This is a genomic window from Streptomyces sp. NPDC002176 (assembly GCF_044903645.1).
Lineage (GTDB): Bacteria > Actinomycetota > Actinomycetes > Streptomycetales > Streptomycetaceae > Streptomyces.
In genome coordinates this window covers 126,557-145,071 of sequence record NZ_JBJDQW010000003.1, presented here as the reverse complement: position 1 = coordinate 145,071, position 18,515 = coordinate 126,557, and the positions used below count along the sequence as shown (strand labels likewise).

General features: G+C 71.0%; 13 protein-coding genes. 8 read left to right on the top strand and 5 right to left on the bottom strand.

What is annotated here, in order from left to right; translation table 11 throughout:
• The first annotated feature begins 6 nt into the window (after positions 1-6).
• The 6 genes from tpiA (at position 7) to ACI2LY_RS14440 (ending at position 9,920) form a co-directional block, all read left to right on the top strand.
• Positions 7-783: a triose-phosphate isomerase gene (gene tpiA, locus ACI2LY_RS14465; RefSeq protein WP_404707438.1), complete on the top strand. Its 777-nt coding sequence runs from the start codon at positions 7-9 to the stop codon at positions 781-783.
• Between the two features lie 122 nt (positions 784-905).
• A complete protein-coding gene (secG, locus tag ACI2LY_RS14460) occupies positions 906-1,142 on the top strand; it encodes a preprotein translocase subunit SecG (protein ID WP_030809737.1) in 237 nt (78 codons plus the stop codon).
• 251 nt (positions 1,143-1,393) lie between these two features.
• Positions 1,394-1,729, top strand: coding sequence for an RNA polymerase-binding protein RbpA (locus ACI2LY_RS14455; RefSeq protein ID WP_003957010.1), 336 nt, complete (start codon positions 1,394-1,396; stop codon positions 1,727-1,729).
• Positions 1,730-1,852: 123 nt separating this feature from the next.
• Positions 1,853-3,121, top strand: a complete 1,269-nt coding sequence (locus ACI2LY_RS14450) for an MFS transporter (RefSeq protein ID WP_404707437.1) — start codon at positions 1,853-1,855, stop codon at positions 3,119-3,121.
• 76 nt (positions 3,122-3,197) lie between these two features.
• The gene (gene pgi / locus ACI2LY_RS14445) at positions 3,198-4,844 is read left to right on the top strand and encodes a glucose-6-phosphate isomerase (RefSeq protein WP_404707436.1); all 1,647 of its coding nucleotides are present in this window, start codon (positions 3,198-3,200) and stop codon (positions 4,842-4,844) included.
• Between the two features lie 240 nt (positions 4,845-5,084).
• Positions 5,085-9,920, top strand: coding sequence for a DUF3320 domain-containing protein (locus ACI2LY_RS14440; protein ID WP_404707435.1), 4,836 nt, complete (start codon positions 5,085-5,087; stop codon positions 9,918-9,920).
• Positions 9,921-9,973: 53 nt separating this feature from the next.
• Here the strand turns inward: ACI2LY_RS14440 and pgl are convergent, their stop codons facing one another.
• From pgl to tkt, 5 genes are read right to left on the bottom strand one after another with little or no spacing between them, the layout of a single operon-like run.
• A complete protein-coding gene (pgl, locus tag ACI2LY_RS14435) occupies positions 9,974-10,756 on the bottom strand; it encodes a 6-phosphogluconolactonase (protein ID WP_393597376.1) in 783 nt (260 codons plus the stop codon).
• Positions 10,753-11,838, bottom strand: coding sequence for a glucose-6-phosphate dehydrogenase assembly protein OpcA (gene opcA / locus ACI2LY_RS14430; protein ID WP_404707434.1), 1,086 nt, complete (start codon positions 11,836-11,838; stop codon positions 10,753-10,755). The genes pgl and opcA overlap by 4 nt, the downstream gene beginning before the upstream one ends.
• Positions 11,835-13,373: a glucose-6-phosphate dehydrogenase gene (gene zwf / locus ACI2LY_RS14425; protein WP_404707433.1), complete on the bottom strand. Its 1,539-nt coding sequence runs from the start codon at positions 13,371-13,373 to the stop codon at positions 11,835-11,837. Before zwf ends, opcA begins: the two co-directional genes overlap by 4 nt.
• Position 13,374: 1 nt before the next feature.
• Complete coding sequence (gene tal, locus ACI2LY_RS14420) at positions 13,375-14,493, bottom strand: transaldolase (protein ID WP_404707432.1); 1,119 nt, start codon at positions 14,491-14,493, stop codon at positions 13,375-13,377.
• 34 nt (positions 14,494-14,527) lie between these two features.
• On the bottom strand, positions 14,528-16,615 hold the full coding sequence (gene tkt / locus ACI2LY_RS14415) for a transketolase (protein WP_404707431.1): 2,088 nt from the start codon (positions 16,613-16,615) through the stop codon (positions 14,528-14,530).
• Between the two features lie 388 nt (positions 16,616-17,003).
• On the opposite strand from tkt, the gene ACI2LY_RS14410 reads away from it, so the two are divergent.
• The gene (locus tag ACI2LY_RS14410; RefSeq protein ID WP_393911449.1) at positions 17,004-17,990 is read left to right on the top strand and encodes a heme o synthase; all 987 of its coding nucleotides are present in this window, start codon (positions 17,004-17,006) and stop codon (positions 17,988-17,990) included.
• Between the two features lie 49 nt (positions 17,991-18,039).
• Entirely contained in the window at positions 18,040-18,354 is a 315-nt protein-coding gene (locus ACI2LY_RS14405; RefSeq protein ID WP_404707430.1) for a hypothetical protein, read from the top strand.
• The last annotated feature ends 161 nt before the right edge of the window (positions 18,355-18,515 follow it).

Genomic DNA, 18,515 nt, shown 5'->3' with positions numbered 1-18,515 from the left:
CCCCGCATGACCACTCGCACGCCGATCATGGCGGGCAACTGGAAGATGAACCTCAACCACCTCGAGGCCATCGCGCACGTCCAGAAGCTCGCCTTCGCCCTGGCCGACAAGGACTACGAGGCCGTCGAGGTCGCCGTCCTGCCGCCCTTCACCGACCTGCGCTCCGTGCAGACCCTGGTCGACGGCGACAAGCTCAAGATCAAGTACGGCGCCCAGGACATCTCCCAGCACGAGTCCGGCGCCTACACCGGCGAGATCTCCGGCCCGATGCTGGCCAAGCTGAAGTGCTCCTACGTGCTCGCCGGTCACTCCGAGCGCCGCCAGTACCACCACGAGACCGACGACGTGGTGAACGCCAAGGTCAAGGCCGCGTTCCTGAACGGCCTCACCCCGATCCTGTGCGTCGGCGAGGAGCTGGACGTCCGCGAGGCCGGGAACCACGTCGCCCACACCCTGTCCCAGGTCGAGGGCGGTCTGAAGGACGTCCCGGCCGAGCAGGCCGAGACCGTCGTGATCGCCTACGAGCCCGTGTGGGCCATCGGCACCGGCAAGGTCTGCGGCTCCGAGGACGCGCAGGAGGTCTGCGGCGCGATCCGGGGCAAGCTCGCCGAGCTGTACTCCCAGGACATCGCCGACAAGATCCGCATCCAGTACGGCGGCTCGGTGAAGTCCGGCAACGTCGCCGAGATCATGGCCAAGCCGGACATCGACGGTGCCCTGGTGGGCGGCGCGTCGCTGGACACGGACGAGTTCGTCAAGATCGTCCGGTTCCGCGATCAGTGATCCGGTCCGCGAGTAGGCGGTAGCGGCGATACGTCGTACTCTTGCGGGGGCATGGCCATCGTGCCGTGCCCCCGTCGTCCAGCTCAAACCGTCCGTCCGAATCCGAGGAAGTTGGTCCAGCCGTGGTTTTGGGGTTCTCGATCGCCCTGATCGTCTTCAGCCTGCTGCTGATGCTGCTGGTGCTGATGCACAAGGGGAAGGGCGGCGGCCTCTCCGACATGTTCGGTGGTGGCATGCAGTCCTCCGTGGGCGGCTCCTCGGTCGCCGAGCGCAACCTCGACCGCATCACGGTCGTGATCGCCGTGCTCTGGTTCGCCTCGATCATCGTGCTCGGCCTGCTCATGAAGTCGAGCGGCTGACCGGACCGCCGAGGCGGGGGCCGCGCGTATAGTCGCGATGCCCCGCACGTCCCACAAGTGCATAGATTCCACACGTAAGGCCCCATGTTCGGTACGCGCTCACGAGCGCGGCCTATCATGGGGCTTGCGTCTGGGCGGGGGCGGTACCTCCCATCACTGGACGCGCGTTGGGCCTTACGTAAACTGAGGCGCTCGCGGCGAAGCGATAGGCCGACCTGCTTCGCGGCACCATCACGCAGGGAGTTACGACCGTGGCAAGTGGCAACGCGATCCGGGGAAGCCGGGTCGGTGCGGGGCCGATGGGCGAGGCCGAGCGTGGCGAGTCCGCCCCGCGTCTGCGCATCTCCTTCTGGTGCTCCAACGGGCACGAGACCCAGCCGAGCTTCGCCAGCGACGCGCAGGTCCCCGACACCTGGGACTGCCCGCGCTGCGGCTTCCCGGCCGGTCAGGACCGGGACAACCCGCCGGACCCGCCGCGCACCGAGCCCTACAAGACGCACCTCGCCTATGTGCGCGAGCGGCGCAGCGACGCGGACGGCGAGGCGATCCTCGCCGAGGCGCTCGCTAAACTGCGGGGCGAGATCTAGGAGTTGACACCGGCCGGGACCCGAGAGGGTGTCCGGCCGGAGCTGTCCCGTCCCCTGGTCGGACCCCGTTGTCAGTGGTGCCCCCTACTGTGAGTGAGGTAACTGCGACTCAGGGGGACGACCATGACGACGGCTCAGGTGGTGGAGACGGCAACGCCCGCGTGGCGCGGGGGATTCGGGCGGCTGTGGAGCGCCGCCGTGCTCTCCCGCTTCGGCGACGCGTTACGTACGGCCGCGCTGCCCCTGCTCGCCGTGCGGCTCACCGACGACCCGCTGGCCGTCGCCGCCGTGACCGCCTGCGGGTATGTGCCCTGGCTGCTGTTCGGACTCCTGGGAGGCGCCCTGGCCGACCGCGTGGACCAGCGGCGCGCGATGTGGGGCGTGGACGTGGCGCGGGGGCTGCTCGTCGCCGCGTTCGCCCTCGCGGTGGCCCTGGGGCACGCCTCGATCCCGCTGCTGATCGTCCTCGCCTTCTCCCTCACCGCCCTCCAGACCCTGTTCGACAACGCCGCCACCGCCCTGCTGCCCTCAGTGGTCCGGCCGGAGTCCCTGGGCAGCGCCAACGCCCGCCTGATGACCGGTCAGCAGCTCGCGGGCGGCCTGCTCGGCGGACCTCTCGTGCCGCTGCTGCTGACGGCCGGGGCGTTCCTGCCCTACGCGGCGGACGCCGTCACCTACCTCCTGGCCGCCGCGCTCGTGGCCTCCCTGCGCATAGGGGCGCCAACACGTGAACCGCGCCCGCCCGGCGCCACCCTCCGCGCCGACGTGGGGGAGGGGCTGCGTGCCCTCTGGCGGGACCGCGCGCTCCGCTCGATATGCGGAGCCACCCTGCTGTGCAACATCGGCATGGGCGCCCTGATCGCCACCCTCGTCCTGCATGTCACCGGCTGGCTGCACGCGGGGAACACGGGATACGCGGCCGTCATGACCGCCTACTCGGTCGGCAGCATCGCCGGGGGCTTTCTGGCCCAGCGTCTTGCGGGCCGCCTCGGCCGGGTACGGGCCCTGCTGCTGGGCGGTACGGTGCAGACCGGCGCGCTGCTCCTGCTGGGCTCCGTCCGGGAGTTGGCCGCGCTCGTCGTCGGACTGCTGCTGCTCGGCGCGATGGGCATGGTGTGGAACGTCAACCAGGTGACGCTGATGCAGGAGCGCGCCCCCGCCGCCATGACCGGCCGTATCTCGGCCGCCTTCCGCACCGCCTCGACCGGGGGTGCCCCGCTGGGCGCCCTGCTCGGCGGGGTCGCCGCCGGTTCCCTCGGCCTCAACGCCCCCGCCCTGTGCACCGCCGCCCTCTTCGCGCTGGCGGTGCTCGCACTGATACCGGCGCGCTCGGCGGACGTATCGGAGGACGAGAAGCGGACCGGTGTCACCACCGGTCCCTGCCCAAGGTGATCAATTAGGTTGGTCCCGCAGTGGGCACACGGGGCAGGACAGGCGACAGGCGCAGAGAGGAAGGCGGAAGCCGGAGATGAACGCAGAAGGCCGTACGGCACTGAACCGGACGCCCGAGTGGGTTGCTCTCGAGGAGCACCGCGAGGGATTCGGCGGGACGAGCCTGCGGGAGCTGTTCGCCGCCGACCCGGAGCGCGGGCGGACGTACACGGTCCGGGTCGGGGACCTCTACATCGACTACAGCAAGCAGCTCGTGGACGACGAGGCGCTGCGGCTACTGCGTGAACTGGCCGTCGCCACCGATGTGTTCGGGCAGCGGGACGCGATGTTCCGTGGCGACCGGATCAACACGACCGAGGACCGCGCGGTGCTGCACACCGCGCTGCGTGCCCCGCGGGACGCGGTGGTCGAGGTCGACGGGGAGAACGTCGTCCCGGCCGTGCACGCGGTGCTGGACAAGATGGCCGGGTTCGCCGACCGGGTCCGCTCGGGTGAGTGGACGGGTCACACCGGCAAGCGGATCAAGAACATCGTCAACATCGGTATCGGCGGTTCCGATCTCGGTCCGGCGATGGCGTTCGAGGCGCTGCGTCCCTTCACCGACCGTGGCCTGACCCTGCGGTTCGTGTCGAATGTGGACGGCGCGGACCTGCACGAGGCGGTGCGGGATCTGGACCCGGCGGAGACGCTGTTCATCGTGGCGTCGAAGACGTTCACGACGATCGAGACGATCACCAACGCGACGTCGGCCCGCACCTGGCTGCTGGACGCGCTCGGTGACGACAAGGCCGTGGCGAAGCATTTCGTGGCGTTGTCGACGAACGCGGAGAAGGTCACCGGGTTCGGTATCGACGCGGACAACATGTTCGAGTTTTGGGACTGGGTCGGCGGCCGGTACTCGTTCGATTCCGCGATCGGGCTGTCGCTGATGATCGCGATCGGCCCGGACCGGTTCCGGGAGCTGCTGGACGGTTTCCACACCGTGGACGAGCACTTCCGTACCGCTCCGGCGGAGGAGAACGCGCCGCTGCTGCTGGGTCTGTTGGGGATCTGGTACGGGAACTTCTTCGACGCGCAGTCGCACGCGGTGCTGCCGTACAGCCACTACCTGTCGAAGTTCACGGCGTACTTGCAGCAGTTGGACATGGAGTCCAACGGCAAGTCCGTGCAGAAGGACGGCACTCCGGTGGAGTGGCAGACCGGGCCGGTGGTGTGGGGTACGCCCGGCACCAACGGGCAGCACGCCTACTACCAGTTGATCCACCAGGGCACGAAGCTGATCCCGGCCGACTTCATCGGCTTCGCGCGTCCCGTGGACGAGCTGAGTGACGAACTCAAGGCGCAGCATGACCTGTTGATGGCCAACTTCTTCGCCCAGACCCAGGCGCTCGCCTTCGGCAAGACCGAGGAAGAGGTCCGGGAGGAGGGGGTGCCGGAGGAGTTGGTCCCGCACAAGACCTTCCAGGGCGGGCGGCCGACCACCACCATCCTGGCGCCCGAGCTGACCCCGTCCGTGCTGGGCCAGCTCATCGCCCTCTACGAACAGAAGGTGTTCGTGCAGGGCGCGGTCTGGAACATCGACTCCTTCGACCAGTGGGGCGTCGAGCTGGGCAAGGTGCTCGCCAAGCGCATCGAGCCCGCCCTCACCGAGGGCGCCGATGTCCCCGGCCTCGACCCGTCGACCCGGGCATTGGTCGCCGAGTACCGGGAGATGGGCGGCTGACCGGCCTGTGAGGCGGGCGCGGCAGGATCGGGCCGCCGCGTCCGCCCCCTGAGAGATTCCGGCGCCGCTGGTCAAGCGGAAGCGTCCCGATCGCACAAGAGTTCCCCCGCACTTTCACAACAGATCCATATCAAGTTGTCGATCTTCGGTGTGGCGCCGGAAAACAGCTGATAGGGAGATACCTCCAGGGGGGCCGGAGAGGGTGGTCACCCCTGCGCAGCTCCGGGAGGTACCCACCACATGGCCCATCAGCCGCACACCCTGTTGAAGGCCGTGCTCGACGGATGGCGGAACTCGCTGCTGGACATGGGCGGCCGCAACCGGCTGCTGAACTTCCGGCACACCAGGACCGCCACCCTGGAGATCACCGTACCGGACCCGGCGGACCTCCTCGCGGAGCTGGCCAAGGGCTGGGACTTCGCCCCCGTCACCGAGCGGGAGCCCGGAGTGCAACTGGCCAAGGCGGGCGACGGGAACACCGGTCGGCGTTCCCGGCCCGGTCTGGTCACCCAGAAGACCACCCAGGCCGCCCTGGACGGCTCGCTGTACCAACTCCGCCAGAAGTCGGCCCAGATGTTCAACGACTACGGCCTCTGGGTGCTCTGGCTCGGCATCGGCATGCTCGACTGGCGTGAGCCCGGCGCCCAGGAGAGCAGCGCCGCCCCGCTGCTCCTCGTCCCCGTGGAGCTGCGCCGGGACGGCGACCGCCGGTACCGCCTGCACCCGGCCGAGGGGCAGGAGCGCATCCACAACCCGGCGCTGGCCGTGAAGGCGGACCGGCTCGGCGTCGACTGGGCGCCCGTCACCGGCACCGACGCCGCCGACCTGCCCGCCGTCCTCGCCGCCGCCCGGAAGGCCATCGCCCGGCAGGAGGGCTGGGCGGTCCAGGAGCGGGCGGTGCTCGGTCTGTTCGCCTCCCACCGCGAGGCGATGTACCAGGACCTCCAGCAGAACGAGGAGCAGATCCTCGCCCACCCGCTGGTCCGCGCCGTCGCGCTCGGCCCCGACGCCGGGCTCCCGGCCGACCTGGTCGACTTCGAGCCGCCCGGCCTCGACCGTATCGACGAGGTCCAGCTGCCCGAGCGGACCCCGCTGGTGCTCGACGCCGACGCCTCCCAGCGGCAGTGCGTCGCCGCCGCGCTGGACGGGCGGTCCTTCGTGATGAGCGGGCCGCCCGGCACCGGCAAGAGCCAGACCATCACCAACCTGATCGCCGCGCTCATGCACGCGGGCCGCAGCGTGCTGTTCGTCAGCGAGAAGGCCGCCGCGCTGGACGTCGTACGCAACCGGCTGGGCGCGGTCGGCCTCGGTGACTTCGTCATGGCGCTGCACAGCGGTGACACCAGCAAGAAGGCGGTGGCCACCGAGCTCGCGCGGGTGCTCACCACCGAGGCCCGCGTCACCGGCGCCGCCGCCCACGAACTGGAGCGGGCCCGCACCCTGCGCGAGGAGCTGTCCGCCTACGCCGCCGCCATGAACGAGACCCGCGACCCCCTCGGCCGCACCCTGCACGACGTACTCGGCCGACTGGTCCTGCTGGAGCAGGCCGGGACCCCGCAGCTCCCGCTCGGCGCCCGCAACGCCATGGCCGCCCGTGGCCTGAGCGCCGCCGCTCTCCAGGACCTCCTGGCCGCCGCCGGTACCGTCGCCCGCGCCTGGCGGCCCGCCGCCGAGGGCGACGCCTTCGCCTGGCGCGGGCTCACCGGCACCGCCCCGCACCAGGCCGTCTCCGAGGCCGCCGACGCCCTCGGCGCCCTGGTCACCGCCGCCGGCCGCCGTCCGTTCGCCGTCACCGTGGACGAACCCCGCACGGTCCGCGAACTCCAGCAGCTCGTCCGTACCCTGAGCGCGAGCCTGGGCACCACCGGGTCGGCCGACGGCGCGCTGCCCGACGACATCACCGCCCAGACCGCCCAGCTCGCGGACCTCTTCGGCATGCCCAAGCCGGACCGGCCCGACGCCGCGTTCGCCCTGTGCGAGCTGGCCGCGCTCACCACCGCCGGACACCGCCCGCCGCGCGACTGGTTCGACGCCGGGACACTGCGCCGCGCCCACACCGCCGCCGGTGAACTGCGTTCCGCCCTGGACGCCGAGGAGCGGGCCCGCGCGGCCGCCGCCGACGTGTTCGGGGAGCAGTTGCTCGCGGAGCCCGAACTCCCCGCGCTGGTCGCCCGGTTCGGGGAGCAGCACAAGGGCCTGATGGCCCGCTTCTCCGCGCAGTACAAGGCGGACCGCGAGAAGCTCACCGGACTCACCCGCACCGGCACCTGGGACAAGACCCTCCTCGGCAGGCTGGAGCACGCCCTCGCCTGGCACCGGGCCGCCGCCGAGGTCGCCCGGCTCACCGAGGCCCACCGCGAACTCCTCGGCCCGTACACCCCGCGCACCCTCCCGGCCTGCGCCGACACGGACCGGGCCCTGGCCACCGCCGACCGCGTCGCCGTGCTCGGCGCCCCGGCCGAGCGGTCCGCCCTGCTCGCCGACCGCCTCGCCGCCGACGCCGACCCCGATCCGCTGCCCGCGCTGCTCGCCGACCAGATCCGGAGCGCGCTCGCCGCCTGGTGCGCCGCCGCCACCGCCCGCGCCGAACGCTGGAACGCAGCCGTCACCGAGCTGCTCGACCAGTTCGGCCCGGCCCGCCGCACCCAGCTCTCACCCGCCCTGCTCGGCCCCCTCGACCAGGCCGGACAGGCGATCGACGCCCTGCTGAACGACCCGCAGGGCCCCGAGGTCTGGCACACCCACCTCGGCGGCGTCGCCGTACTCGCCCGGCACGGCGCCGACGCCCTGGTGGCCAGTGCCGCCGAGCGCGGACTCGACCCGGAGCGGCTGCCCGAGGTCGCCGAACAGGCGGTGCTGCGCGCCTGGGCCGACGACCTGCTCGCCACCGACCCCCGGCTGCGCAGCACCCGCTCCGAGGACCTGGACACCCGCGTGGCCGACTTCCGCGCCGCCGATCTGCGACTGGTCGCCGCGGCGGGCGGCGCGGTGACGGAGGCGTGCAACAAGCGGCGCCCGCGCAACTTCGCCGGGGGCGGCGGCGCCGTCATCGTCCGGGAGGCGGAGAAGAAGACCCGGCACATGCCGGTGCGCGAACTCCTCGGCCGTACCCGCGAGGTCGTCCAGGCGGTCAAGCCCTGCTTCATGATGAGCCCGCTGACCGTCAGCCAGTTCCTCCCCCCGGACTTCCACTTCGACGTGGTGGTGTTCGACGAGGCGTCCCAGGTACGGCCGAGCGACGCGGTCAACTGCGTCTACCGGGGCCGCACCCTGATCGTCGCCGGTGACGACAAGCAGCTCCCGCCGACCTCGTTCTTCGACTCCTCGGTCGACGACGACTCCGACGAGTACGCCGACGACCTGCCCGATTCCTTCGAGTCCCTGCTGCACGCCTGCAAGGCGGGCGCGATGCGCGAACTCCCCTTGCGATGGCACTACCGCAGCCGCCACGAGAACCTGATCACCTTCAGCAACCGCGAGTTCTACGCCAACTCGATGATCACCTTCCCCGGCGCGGTGGCCGAGGGCGAGGACGTGGGCGTGGCCTTCCTGGCCGCCGACGGTGTCTACGACCGGGGCGGACGCCGGGACAACCAGGCCGAGGCCGAGTTCGTGGCCCGGCGGGTGCTGCACCACTTCGACACCCGGCCCGGCAAGACCCTCGGCGTGGTCGCCCTCTCCCAGGCACAGGCGTCCGCGATCGACCTGGCCGTGCAGCAGGCCCGGCTCACCCGGCCCGACCTCGACCACTGCTTCACCGAGGACCGGCTCGACGGGTTCTTCGTGAAGAACCTGGAGTCGGTGCAGGGCGACGAGCGCGATGTGATGATCATGTCGATCGGCTACGGCCCCGACGACCACGGCCGCCTCGGCCTCAACTTCGGCCCGATCAACAAGAACGGCGGCTGGCGGCGCCTCAACGTGGCGGTCACCCGCGCCCGCTTCCGCATGGAGGTCGTCTCCTCCTTCCGGGGCACCAGCCTGGCCGACAGCCCCAACGAGAGCGTGCAGTACCTCAAGCGCTACCTGGAGTACGCCGAGAACGGGCCCGCCGTCCTCGCCCGTGACGTGGTCCAGTCCGACGCCGAACCCGACAGCCCCTTCGAGGAGTCCGTCCTCGCCGTGCTGCGCGACTGGGGCTACCGGGTCCAGCCGCAGGTCGGCGTCGCCGGGTACCGCATCGACCTCGGCGTACGCCACCCCGAACTGCCCGGCGCGTACGCCCTCGGCATCGAGTGCGACGGCGCGATGTACCACTCCTCCAAGGCCGCCCGCGACCGGGACCGGCTGCGCGAGCAGGTGCTGAACGGGCTCGGCTGGCGGCTGCACCGCATCTGGGGCACCGACTGGTACCGGGGCCGCGCGGCGGCCGAGCTCAGGCTGCGCGAGGCCGTCGAACAGGCCGTCGCCAGCGGCCCGTTGACCACGGTGACCGGCCCGGCGCCCGTCGCCACGGTGCCCGAGCAGCGGACCGAGCCCGTCGAAGCCCCGCTGGAGCGCGTCCCCGTCGACCCCGGCACCGGGCGCGATTGGAGCGCGCCGTACGCCCCCGGCATCGTCACCGTCGCCCCGCGCCACGAACTGCACACCCCCGAGGCCCGGCCCGCGCTGAGCGAGGTGCTGGCCCGGATCGTCGAGGCCGAAGGGCCCGTCCATGAGGACCTGTTGGTGCAGCGGGCGCGGGAAGCCTGGGGCGTCGGCCGGGCGGGCAGCCGCATCCGGGACAACGTCCGCGCGGTCGCCGACACCCTGGTGCGCTCCCGCGGGATCGCCTCGGACGACGGCTTCTACACGCTCGCCGACCCCGGCCCGCTGAAGGCCCGTCACCCCCGCGAGGGCGACACACCCCGCAAGGTCGTGCACATCGCGCCCGGCGAACGCCATGTGGCCCTGCGCGAACTGGCCGCCGAGTGCCCCGGCATGACCGAGGACGAACTCATCAAGCAGACCTGCGAGTTCTTCGGCTGGCGGCGCACCGGCAAGGACATCCGCGACCGGCTCGCCGCCGACATCGCGGAACTCCGCCGCGCGGGACGGCTCCAGGGCGGCCCGGACCAGGTGAGCGCCGTCCGCTGACACGGACAAGGGGGCGACGGGAAAACCCCGCCGCCCCCTCACCCGCGCTCAGCTCACGGTGAAGCGGGCGGATACATCGAACGCGGCAGATCCGACGCCGCGGCCGAGTCCAGCAGCCACAGCGTGCGCGCCCGGCCCTGGGCACCGGCCGCCGGGGCCTGCACCTCGCCCGCGCCGGACAGCGCGATCGCCACCGCCTCGGCCTTGTCCTCGCCCGCCGCCAGCAGCCACACCTCACGCGCCGCGCGGATCGCGGGCAGCGTCAGGGAGGTCCGGGTCGGCGGCGGCTTGGGCGCGCCGTGCACACCCACCACCGTGCGCTCGGTCTCCCGCACCGCGGGCAGCTCCGGGAAGAGCGACGCCACATGCGTGTCCGGGCCGACGCCCAGCAGCAGCACGTCGAACTCCGGCACCTCGGCGTGGTCCTCGGGACCGGCCGCCTTGGCCAGCTCCGCCGCGTACGCCCCGGCCGCCGCGTCCACGTCCGCGCCGTAGGGCCCGTCGGAGGCGGGCATCGGGTGCACGCGCGCCGGGTCCAGCGGTACGGAGTCCAGCAGGGCCTCGCGGGCCTGCGTGTAGTTGCGGTCCGGGTCGCCCTCGGGGAGGTAACGCTCGTCGCCCCACCACAGGTCGAGGCGACCCCAGTCGATGGCGTCCCGCGCCGGTGCCTTGGCCAGCGCGGCCAGCAGACCGTTGCCGTTACGGCCACCGGTGAGGACCACCGAGGCATGACCGCGCGACGCCTGCGCGTCCACGATCTTGGTGATCAGCCGCGCGGCGGCCGCCTCGGCCATCAGTTCCTTGTCGCGGTGCACGACCAGTTGCGGAGTGCTCACTTCGACGCCGCCTTCCTCGCGAGGGAATTCGGGGTCGGCCGCTCGGCCGCGCCCTCCTCGGTACCCGCCTCGGCCTCGGCCACGGCCACCTCGGTGGCAGCCGCCTCGGCGGCGGGCTCCTCCGGGGTGCCACTCAGCGCCGCCACCGCGTCCGCGCCCATCGCCAGCCGCTCCACGCCGTAGCGCAGGGCCGCCGCGTAGGTGTCGTCCGGGTCGAGCCTGCGGAGTTCCTCCGCGATCAGCTCGGCGGTGTCCCGGCGCTGCAGCGCCACCGCACGGCCCGGCTGGCCCTTGATGGACAGGTTCGCCAGCGAACCGTCCGCCCGGTCCAGCACGACCGGCCCGCACGTCGTCTCCATCCGGACCGCCGTCAGACCCGGCCCCGAGGACAGCGAACGCCGCACCGGCACGCTCAGCCGGTCCGCCAGCCACATCGCCAGCAGCTCGCAGCTCGGGTTGAACTCCTCGCCCTCGACCTCGACGGACCGCACCTCGCAGTCCACCTGGTCCAGGGCCGCCGCCAGCATCGAACGCCACGGCGTGATCCGCGTCCAGGCCAGGTCGGTGTCACCCGGCGTGTACGACTCGGCGCGCGCCGCCAGCTCACGCACCGGCTGCTCGGCCGCGTAGGTGTCGGTGACCCGGCGCTGCGCCAGCGCGCCCAGCGGGTCCTCGGCGGGATGCAGCGGGGCGCGCACCGGCCACCAGACGACCACCGGGGCGTCCGGGAGCAGCAGCGGCAGCACCACCGAGTCGGCGTGGTCGGACACCTCGCCGTACAGCCGCAGTACGGCCGTCTCGCCGGTGCCCGCCTCCGCGCCCACCCGGACCTCGGCGTCCAGCCGGGAGCCGGTGCGGTCGCGCGGGGTGCGCGAGACACGCCGGATGACCACCAGCGTGCGCGAGGGGTGCTCCCGCGAGGCGTCGCTCGCCGCCCGCAGCGCGTCGTAGGCGTTCTCCTCGTCGGTGACGATGACGAGGGTCAGCACCATGCCCACGGCGGGCGTGCCGATGGCGCGGCGGCCCTCGATCAGCGCCTTGTTGATCTCACCGGCGGTGGTGTCGGTCAGGTCTATCTTCATGGCCGGCGCCAGCTCCGTCCGTCTCGTGCGAGCATCTCGTCCGCCTCGGCCGGACCCCAGGTGCCCGACTTGTACTGCGCGGGCCGCCCGTGCTCGTCCCAGTACTCCTCGACCGGGTCGAGGATCTTCCAGGACAGCTCGACCTCCTCCGTGCGCGGGAAGAGGTTGGCGTCGCCCAGCAGCACATCGAGGATGAGCCGCTCGTACGCCTCAGGGCTGGACTCGGTGAATGACTCGCCGTACGCGAAGTCCATCGACACGTCCCGGATCTCCATCGAGGTGCCGGGCACCTTGGAGCCGAAGCGGACCGTGATGCCCTCGTCGGGCTGGACGCGGATGACGATCGCGTTCTGGCCCAGCTCCTCGGTCGCCGTGTGGTCGAACGGGGAGTGCGGCGCCCGCTGGAAGACCACCGCGATCTCGGTGACCCGGCGGCCCAGCCGCTTGCCGGTGCGCAGATAGAAGGGGACGCCCGCCCAGCGGCGGTTGTCGATCTCCAGCTTCAGCGCCGCGTAGGTGTCGGTCTTCGACTTGGGGTCGATGCCGTCCTCTTCGAGGTAGCCGGTGACCTTCTCGCCGCCCTGCCAGCCGGAGGCGTACTGGCCGCGCACCGTGTGCTCGCCCAGATCCTTCGGCAGCCGTACGGCACCGAGCACCTTGGTCTTCTCCGCCGCCAGCGCGTCCGCGTCGAAGGAGGAGGGCTCCTCCATCGCGGTGAGCGCGAGCAGCTGGAGCAGGTGGTTCTGGATCACGTCACGGGCGGCGCCGATGCCGTCGTAGTACCCGGCGCGGCCGCCGACGCCGATGTCCTCGGCCATCGTGATCTGCACATGGTCCACGTAGGACCGGTTCCAGATCGGCTCGAACATCTGGTTGGCGAAGCGGAGCGCCAGGATGTTCTGGACGGTCTCCTTGCCGAGATAGTGGTCGATCCGGAACACCTGGTCCGGCTCGAACACCTCGTGCACGACCTTGTTGAGGTCCTCGGCGGACTCCAGGTCGTGGCCGAACGGCTTCTCGATGACCGCGCGCCGCCAGGAGCCCTTGCTCTGGTCGGTCAGGCCGTGCTTCTTGAGCTGCTGGATGACCACCGGGAAGGAGCTGGGCGGCACCGACAGGTAGAACGCGAAGTTGCCGCTCGTGCCCTGGGCCTTGTCCAGCTCGTCGATGGTCGTGCGCAGCCGCTCGAAGGACTCGTCGTCGTCGAAGGTGCCCTGGACGAAGCGCATCCCCTGGATGAGCTGCTGCCAGACCTCCTCGCGGAACGGCGTACGGGCGTGTTCCTTGACCGCGTCGTGCACGACCTGCGCGAAGTCCTCGTGCTCCCAGTCGCGGCGGGCGAAGCCCACCAGGGAGAAGCCCGGCGGCAGCAGGCCGCGGTTGGCCAGGTCGTAGACGGCCGGCATCAGCTTCTTGCGGGACAGGTCGCCGGTGACGCCGAAGATCACCAGGCCCGACGGCCCCGCGATGCGCGGGAGCCGTCGGTCCGCGGGATCACGAAGCGGGTTCGCTCCGGAACCGTTGAGGGGTGACAAATCAGCCCTCCGAGGGGGCGAGGCGCTTCAGCTCCGCCTCGGTCGACTTGAGCAGGTCGTTCCAGGACCCCTCGAACTTGTCCACGCCCTCGTCCTCCAGCACCTGCACGACGTCGTCGTAGGAGATGCCGAGAGCCTCGATCGCGTCGAGGTCGGCGCGCGCCTGCTCGTAGGTGCCGGACACCGTGTCGCCGGTGATCTCACCGTGGTCCTCGGTGGCCTCCAGGGTGGCCTCCGGCATGGTGTTGACCGTGTTCGGCGCGACCAGGTCGGTGACGTACATCGTGTCCGAGTACGCCGGGTCCTTCACACCGGTCGACGCCCACAGCGGACGCTGCTTGTTGGCGCCCGCCTTCTCCAGCGCCTTCCAGCGGTCGGAGGAGAAGACCTCCTCGTACGCCTGGTAGGCGAGGCGCGCGTTGGCGACGGCGGCCTTGCCGAGCAGCGCCTTCGCCTCGTCGGTGCCGACGGCCTTCAGCCGCTTGTCGATCTCGGAGTCCACGCGGGACACGAAGAAGGACGCCACCGAGTGGATCTTGGACAGGTCCAGGCCGCGCTCCTTGGCCTTCTCCAGGCCCGCCAGGTACGCGTCCATGACCTTGCGGTAGCGCTCGAGGGAGAAGATCAGCGTGACGTTGACGCTGATGCCGTTGCCGATCGTCTCCGCGATGGCGGGCAGGCCCGCCTCGGTCGCCGGGATCTTGATCAGGGTGTTCGGGCGGTCCACCAGCCACGCCAGCTGACGGGCCTCGGCGACCGTGGCGCGCGTGTTGTGCGCGAGCCGCGGGTCGACCTCGATGGAGACCCGGCCGTCCTTGCCGTCGGTCGCGTCGAAGACCGGGCGCAGGATGTCGGCGGCGTCCCGGACGTCCGCCGTCGTGATCATGCGGATGGCCTCTTCGACCGTGACCTCACGCGCGGCGAGGTCGGTCAGCTGCTGGTCGTAGCCGTCGCCCTGCGAGATCGCCTTCTGGAAGATCGTGGGGTTGGTGGTGACGCCCACGACGTGCTGCTGGTCGATCAGCTCGGCGAGGTTGCCGGACGTGATCCGCTTGCGCGACAGGTCGTCCAGCCAGATCGCCACGCCTTCCTCGGAGAGGCGCTTCAGTGCGTCTGTCATGGAAATTGCATCTCCTACGTGTCGTTTACGGGCGTCAGCGCTGCGTGGCGGCGAGGGATTCCCGCGCCTTGTCGGCCACGTTCTCCGGAGTGAAGCCGTACTCGCGGAACAGGACCTTGCCGTCCGCGGACGCGCCGAAGTGCTCCAGCGAAACGATGCGGCCGGCGTCACCCACGTACTTGTGCCAGGTCAGACCGATGCCCGCCTCGACGGCGACGCGGGCCTTGACCGACGGCGGCAGCACGGAATCCCGGTACCCCTGGTCCTGCTCCTCGAACCACTCGACCGACGGCATCGAGACCACGCGGGTCGGCACACCCCCGGCCTGGAGCTGCTCGCGCGCCTCCACGGCGACGTGCACCTCGGAACCGGTGGCGATCAGGATCACCTCGGGCTCGCCACCCTCGGCCTCGAACAGGACGTAACCGCCACGGGCGGCGTCCTCGTTCGGCTCGTACGTCGGCAGGCCCTGGCGGCTGAGCACCAGGCCGGTCGGGGCGCCCTTGCCGAACTCCTTGGTCCAGCGCTTGAGGACCTCGCGCCAGGCGATGGCGGTCTCGTTGGCGTCCGCCGGGCGGACCACGTTCAGACCGGGGATCGCGCGCAGCGCGGCCAGGTGCTCCACCGGCTGGTGGGTCGGGCCGTCCTCGCCGAGACCGATCGAGTCGTGCGTCCACACGTACGTCACCGGCAGGTGCATCAGCGCCGACAGCCGGACGGCGTTGCGCATGTAGTCGGAGAAGACGAGGAACGTGCCGCCGTAGACCCGGGTGTTCCCGGCCAGGGTGATGCCGTTCATCTCGGCGGCCATGGCGAACTCACGGATGCCGAAGTGGATCGTGCGGCCGTACGGGTTCGCCTCCGGCAGCGGGTTGCCCGCCGGGAGGAAGGAGCTGTCCTTGTCGATGGTCGTGTTGTTCGACCCGGCGAGGTCGGCGGAGCCGCCCCACAGCTCGGGGATGACCGGGCCCAGCGCCTGGAGGACCTTGCCGGAGGCGGCACGGGTGGCCACGCTCTTGCCGGTCTCGAACACCGGGATCTTCAGCTCCCAGCCGGTGGGCAGCTCGCCCTCGCTGATGCGGTCGAACTCGGCCGCGCGGTCCGCGTTGTTCTCGCGCCAGACCTGGAAGCCCTTCTCCCACTCCGCCTTGGCCTGACGCCCGCGCTCCAGGGCGCCGCGGGTGTGGTCGAGGACCTCGTCGGCGACGGCGAAGCTCTGCGCCTCGTCGAAGCCGAGGACGCGCTTGGTGGCCGCCACCTCGTCGTCACCGAGCGCCGAGCCGTGCGCGGCCTCGGTGTCCTGGGCGTTCGGGGCGGGCCAGGCGATGATCGAGCGCATGGCGATGAAGGACGGCCGGTCGGTGACCGCCTTGGCCTTCTCGATCGCCGCGTAGATCGCCGCCGGGTCGAGGTCGCCGTCGGCCTTGGGCTCGACACGCTGGACGTGCCAGCCGTACGCCTCGTACCGCTTCATCGTGTCCTCGGACACGGCGGTCTCGGTGTCGCCCTCGATCGAGATGTGGTTGTCGTCCCACAGCAGGATCAGGTTGCCGAGCTGCTGGTGGCCCGCGAGCGAGGACGCCTCGGAGGAGATGCCCTCCTGCAGGCAGCCGTCACCGGCGATGCAGTAGATGTAGTGGTCGAACGGGGACGTGCCCTCGGGCGCGTCGGGGTCGAACAGGCCCCGCTCGAAGCGGGACGACATCGCCATGCCCACCGCGTTGGCCACACCCTGGCCCAGCGGGCCGGTGGTGGTCTCGACGCCCTTGGTGTGCCCGTACTCCGGGTGACCCGGTGTCTTCGAGCCCCAGGTGCGGAAGGACTTCAGGTCGTCCAGCTCCAGGCCGAAGCCGGCCAGGTAGAGCTGCGTGTAGAGGGTCAGGGACGAGTGACCGGCGGACAGCACGAAGCGGTCGCGGCCCACCCACTGCGGGTCGGCCGGGTCGTGCCGCATCACCTTCTGGAAGAGGGTGTAGGCGGCCGGGGCCAGGCTCATCGCCGTGCCGGGATGGCCGTTGCCGACCTTCTGTACGGCGTCGGCGGCCAGAACCCGGGCGGTGTCCACGGCCCGCTGGTCCAGCTCGGTCCACTCAAGGTCTGTGGTGGTCGGCTTGGTGCTCACCCTGGGTCAGGGCTCCTCTCCACATGTCGTTCGCCGGTTCGCGGCGCGTGGCGCCCGCCGGCCGCCGGTGCACTGGTGTCCACCGGCCGTTGTCGAGCCTACCCCCGAGGGGACGTGCGTTTTTTCGAGTCATTCCAGACTGCCGGGACTCATCCCGATCCGCCTCCCGACCGGCCCGGAAGCCGCTTGGCACATGAATACGGAGCCGCTCGTCCGAGTGCTCAACCGAGCCCCGGAAGACCTCGGACGGGCGGTGTGTCGCCAGGGGCGCCAACACGAGCCGACCCCGGCGAAAAACCGGATATGGGCAACGTCTAAAGTGGCGTGGTACGCGCGAGCCTTTACCCCGCTTTCACACGGGAACGCTCGCTTGATGTCTCTGTCAGGGGTGTGCGTGACGGCCGTCGAATCCCGTCCTGTGGGCACTTCCCAGGCCCTTGAGGCTCTGGGGGAGGCCGGTCCCGATACGAGCCGGAGCCCGGTCAACCGGTCGTTCGGAGCCCGTGTCAAGGGCTTCGTGGCGCTGACCAAGCCGCGGATCATCGAGCTGCTGCTCATCACCACGGTCCCGGTGATGTTCCTGGCCCAGCAGGGGGTGCCCGACCTCGGTCTGGTGCTGCTCACCTGTGTCGGCGGCTATCTCTCCGCGGGCGGCGCCAACGCGCTCAACATGTACATCGACCGGGACATCGACGCGCTGATGGACCGCACCTCGCAGCGGCCGCTGGTGACCGGCCTGGTCAGCCCGCGCGAGTGCCTGGCCTTCGGCATCAGCCTGGCGGTCGTCTCGACGCTGCTGTTCGGGCTCACCGTCAACTGGCTGTCCGCCTGGCTGTCACTCGGTGCGCTCCTCTTCTATGTCGTCGTCTACACGATGATCCTCAAGCGGCGTACCTCGCAGAACATCGTCTGGGGCGGTATTGCGGGCTGTCTGCCGGTGCTGATCGGCTGGTCCTCGGTCACGAACTCGATGTCCTGGGCGCCCGTCATCCTCTTCCTCGTGATGTTCTTCTGGACGCCGCCGCACTACTGGCCGCTCTCCATGAAGGTCAAGGACGACTACGCCCGCGTGGGCGTGCCGATGCTGCCCGTCATCGCCTCCAACAAGGTGGTCGCCCGGCAGATCGTGATCTACAGCTGGGTGATGGTCGCCGTCTCCCTGCTGCTCCAGCCGCTCGGCTACACCGGCTGGTTCTACACCGTGGTCGCCCTCGCGTCCGGCGGCTTCTGGCTCTGGGAGGCGCACGGCCTGCAGAACCGGGCCAAGGCCGAGGTGTCGGGAGCCAAGCTCAAGGAGATGCGGCTGTTCCACTGGTCGATCACCTACGTCTCCATCCTCTTCGTCGCCGTCGCGGTGGACCCCTTCCTCCGCTGAGGCGCCTCTCACGTCGCCCTTTTGCCTACTCGTCGGTAGCATCCTGGTCATGGCTGACACGGAGCAGGTTGACGCGAAGAGCGAGCGCCAGGTGAAGCGGCTCGCCCACCAGATCGGTACGTTCGCCAAGGCGCACGGCGGGGCCGAGGGGAACGTGGCGTACATGGGGGAGCGGGGCGCTCGTATCGCCCTCGTGGGCGAGGACGGCGAGTGGGGCAACCTCGTCGCTCCCAGCGTGGAGATCGGGCGCCGGGCGGTGGAGAAGGCCGGGGTCGCGCTTCAGGACGAGTTCGACGGGGAGTTCGCGGCGAAGATCCGTACCTCGTCGTACGAGTGGAAGCGGATGGCCGGGATTCAGATCTGAGTCCGGGGTGCGGGGTGTCGGTTCGTTGCAGGGTGACCCGCCGTCGTGGCTGGTCGCGCCCGCGCGGCGGAGCCGCAGATCAGACAGGGCCCCGCGCCCCTCTAGGTTGGCTCGCGCCACCTGAACCTCGTTCGCTCCGTTAGGACGGTCAAGCAGCACAC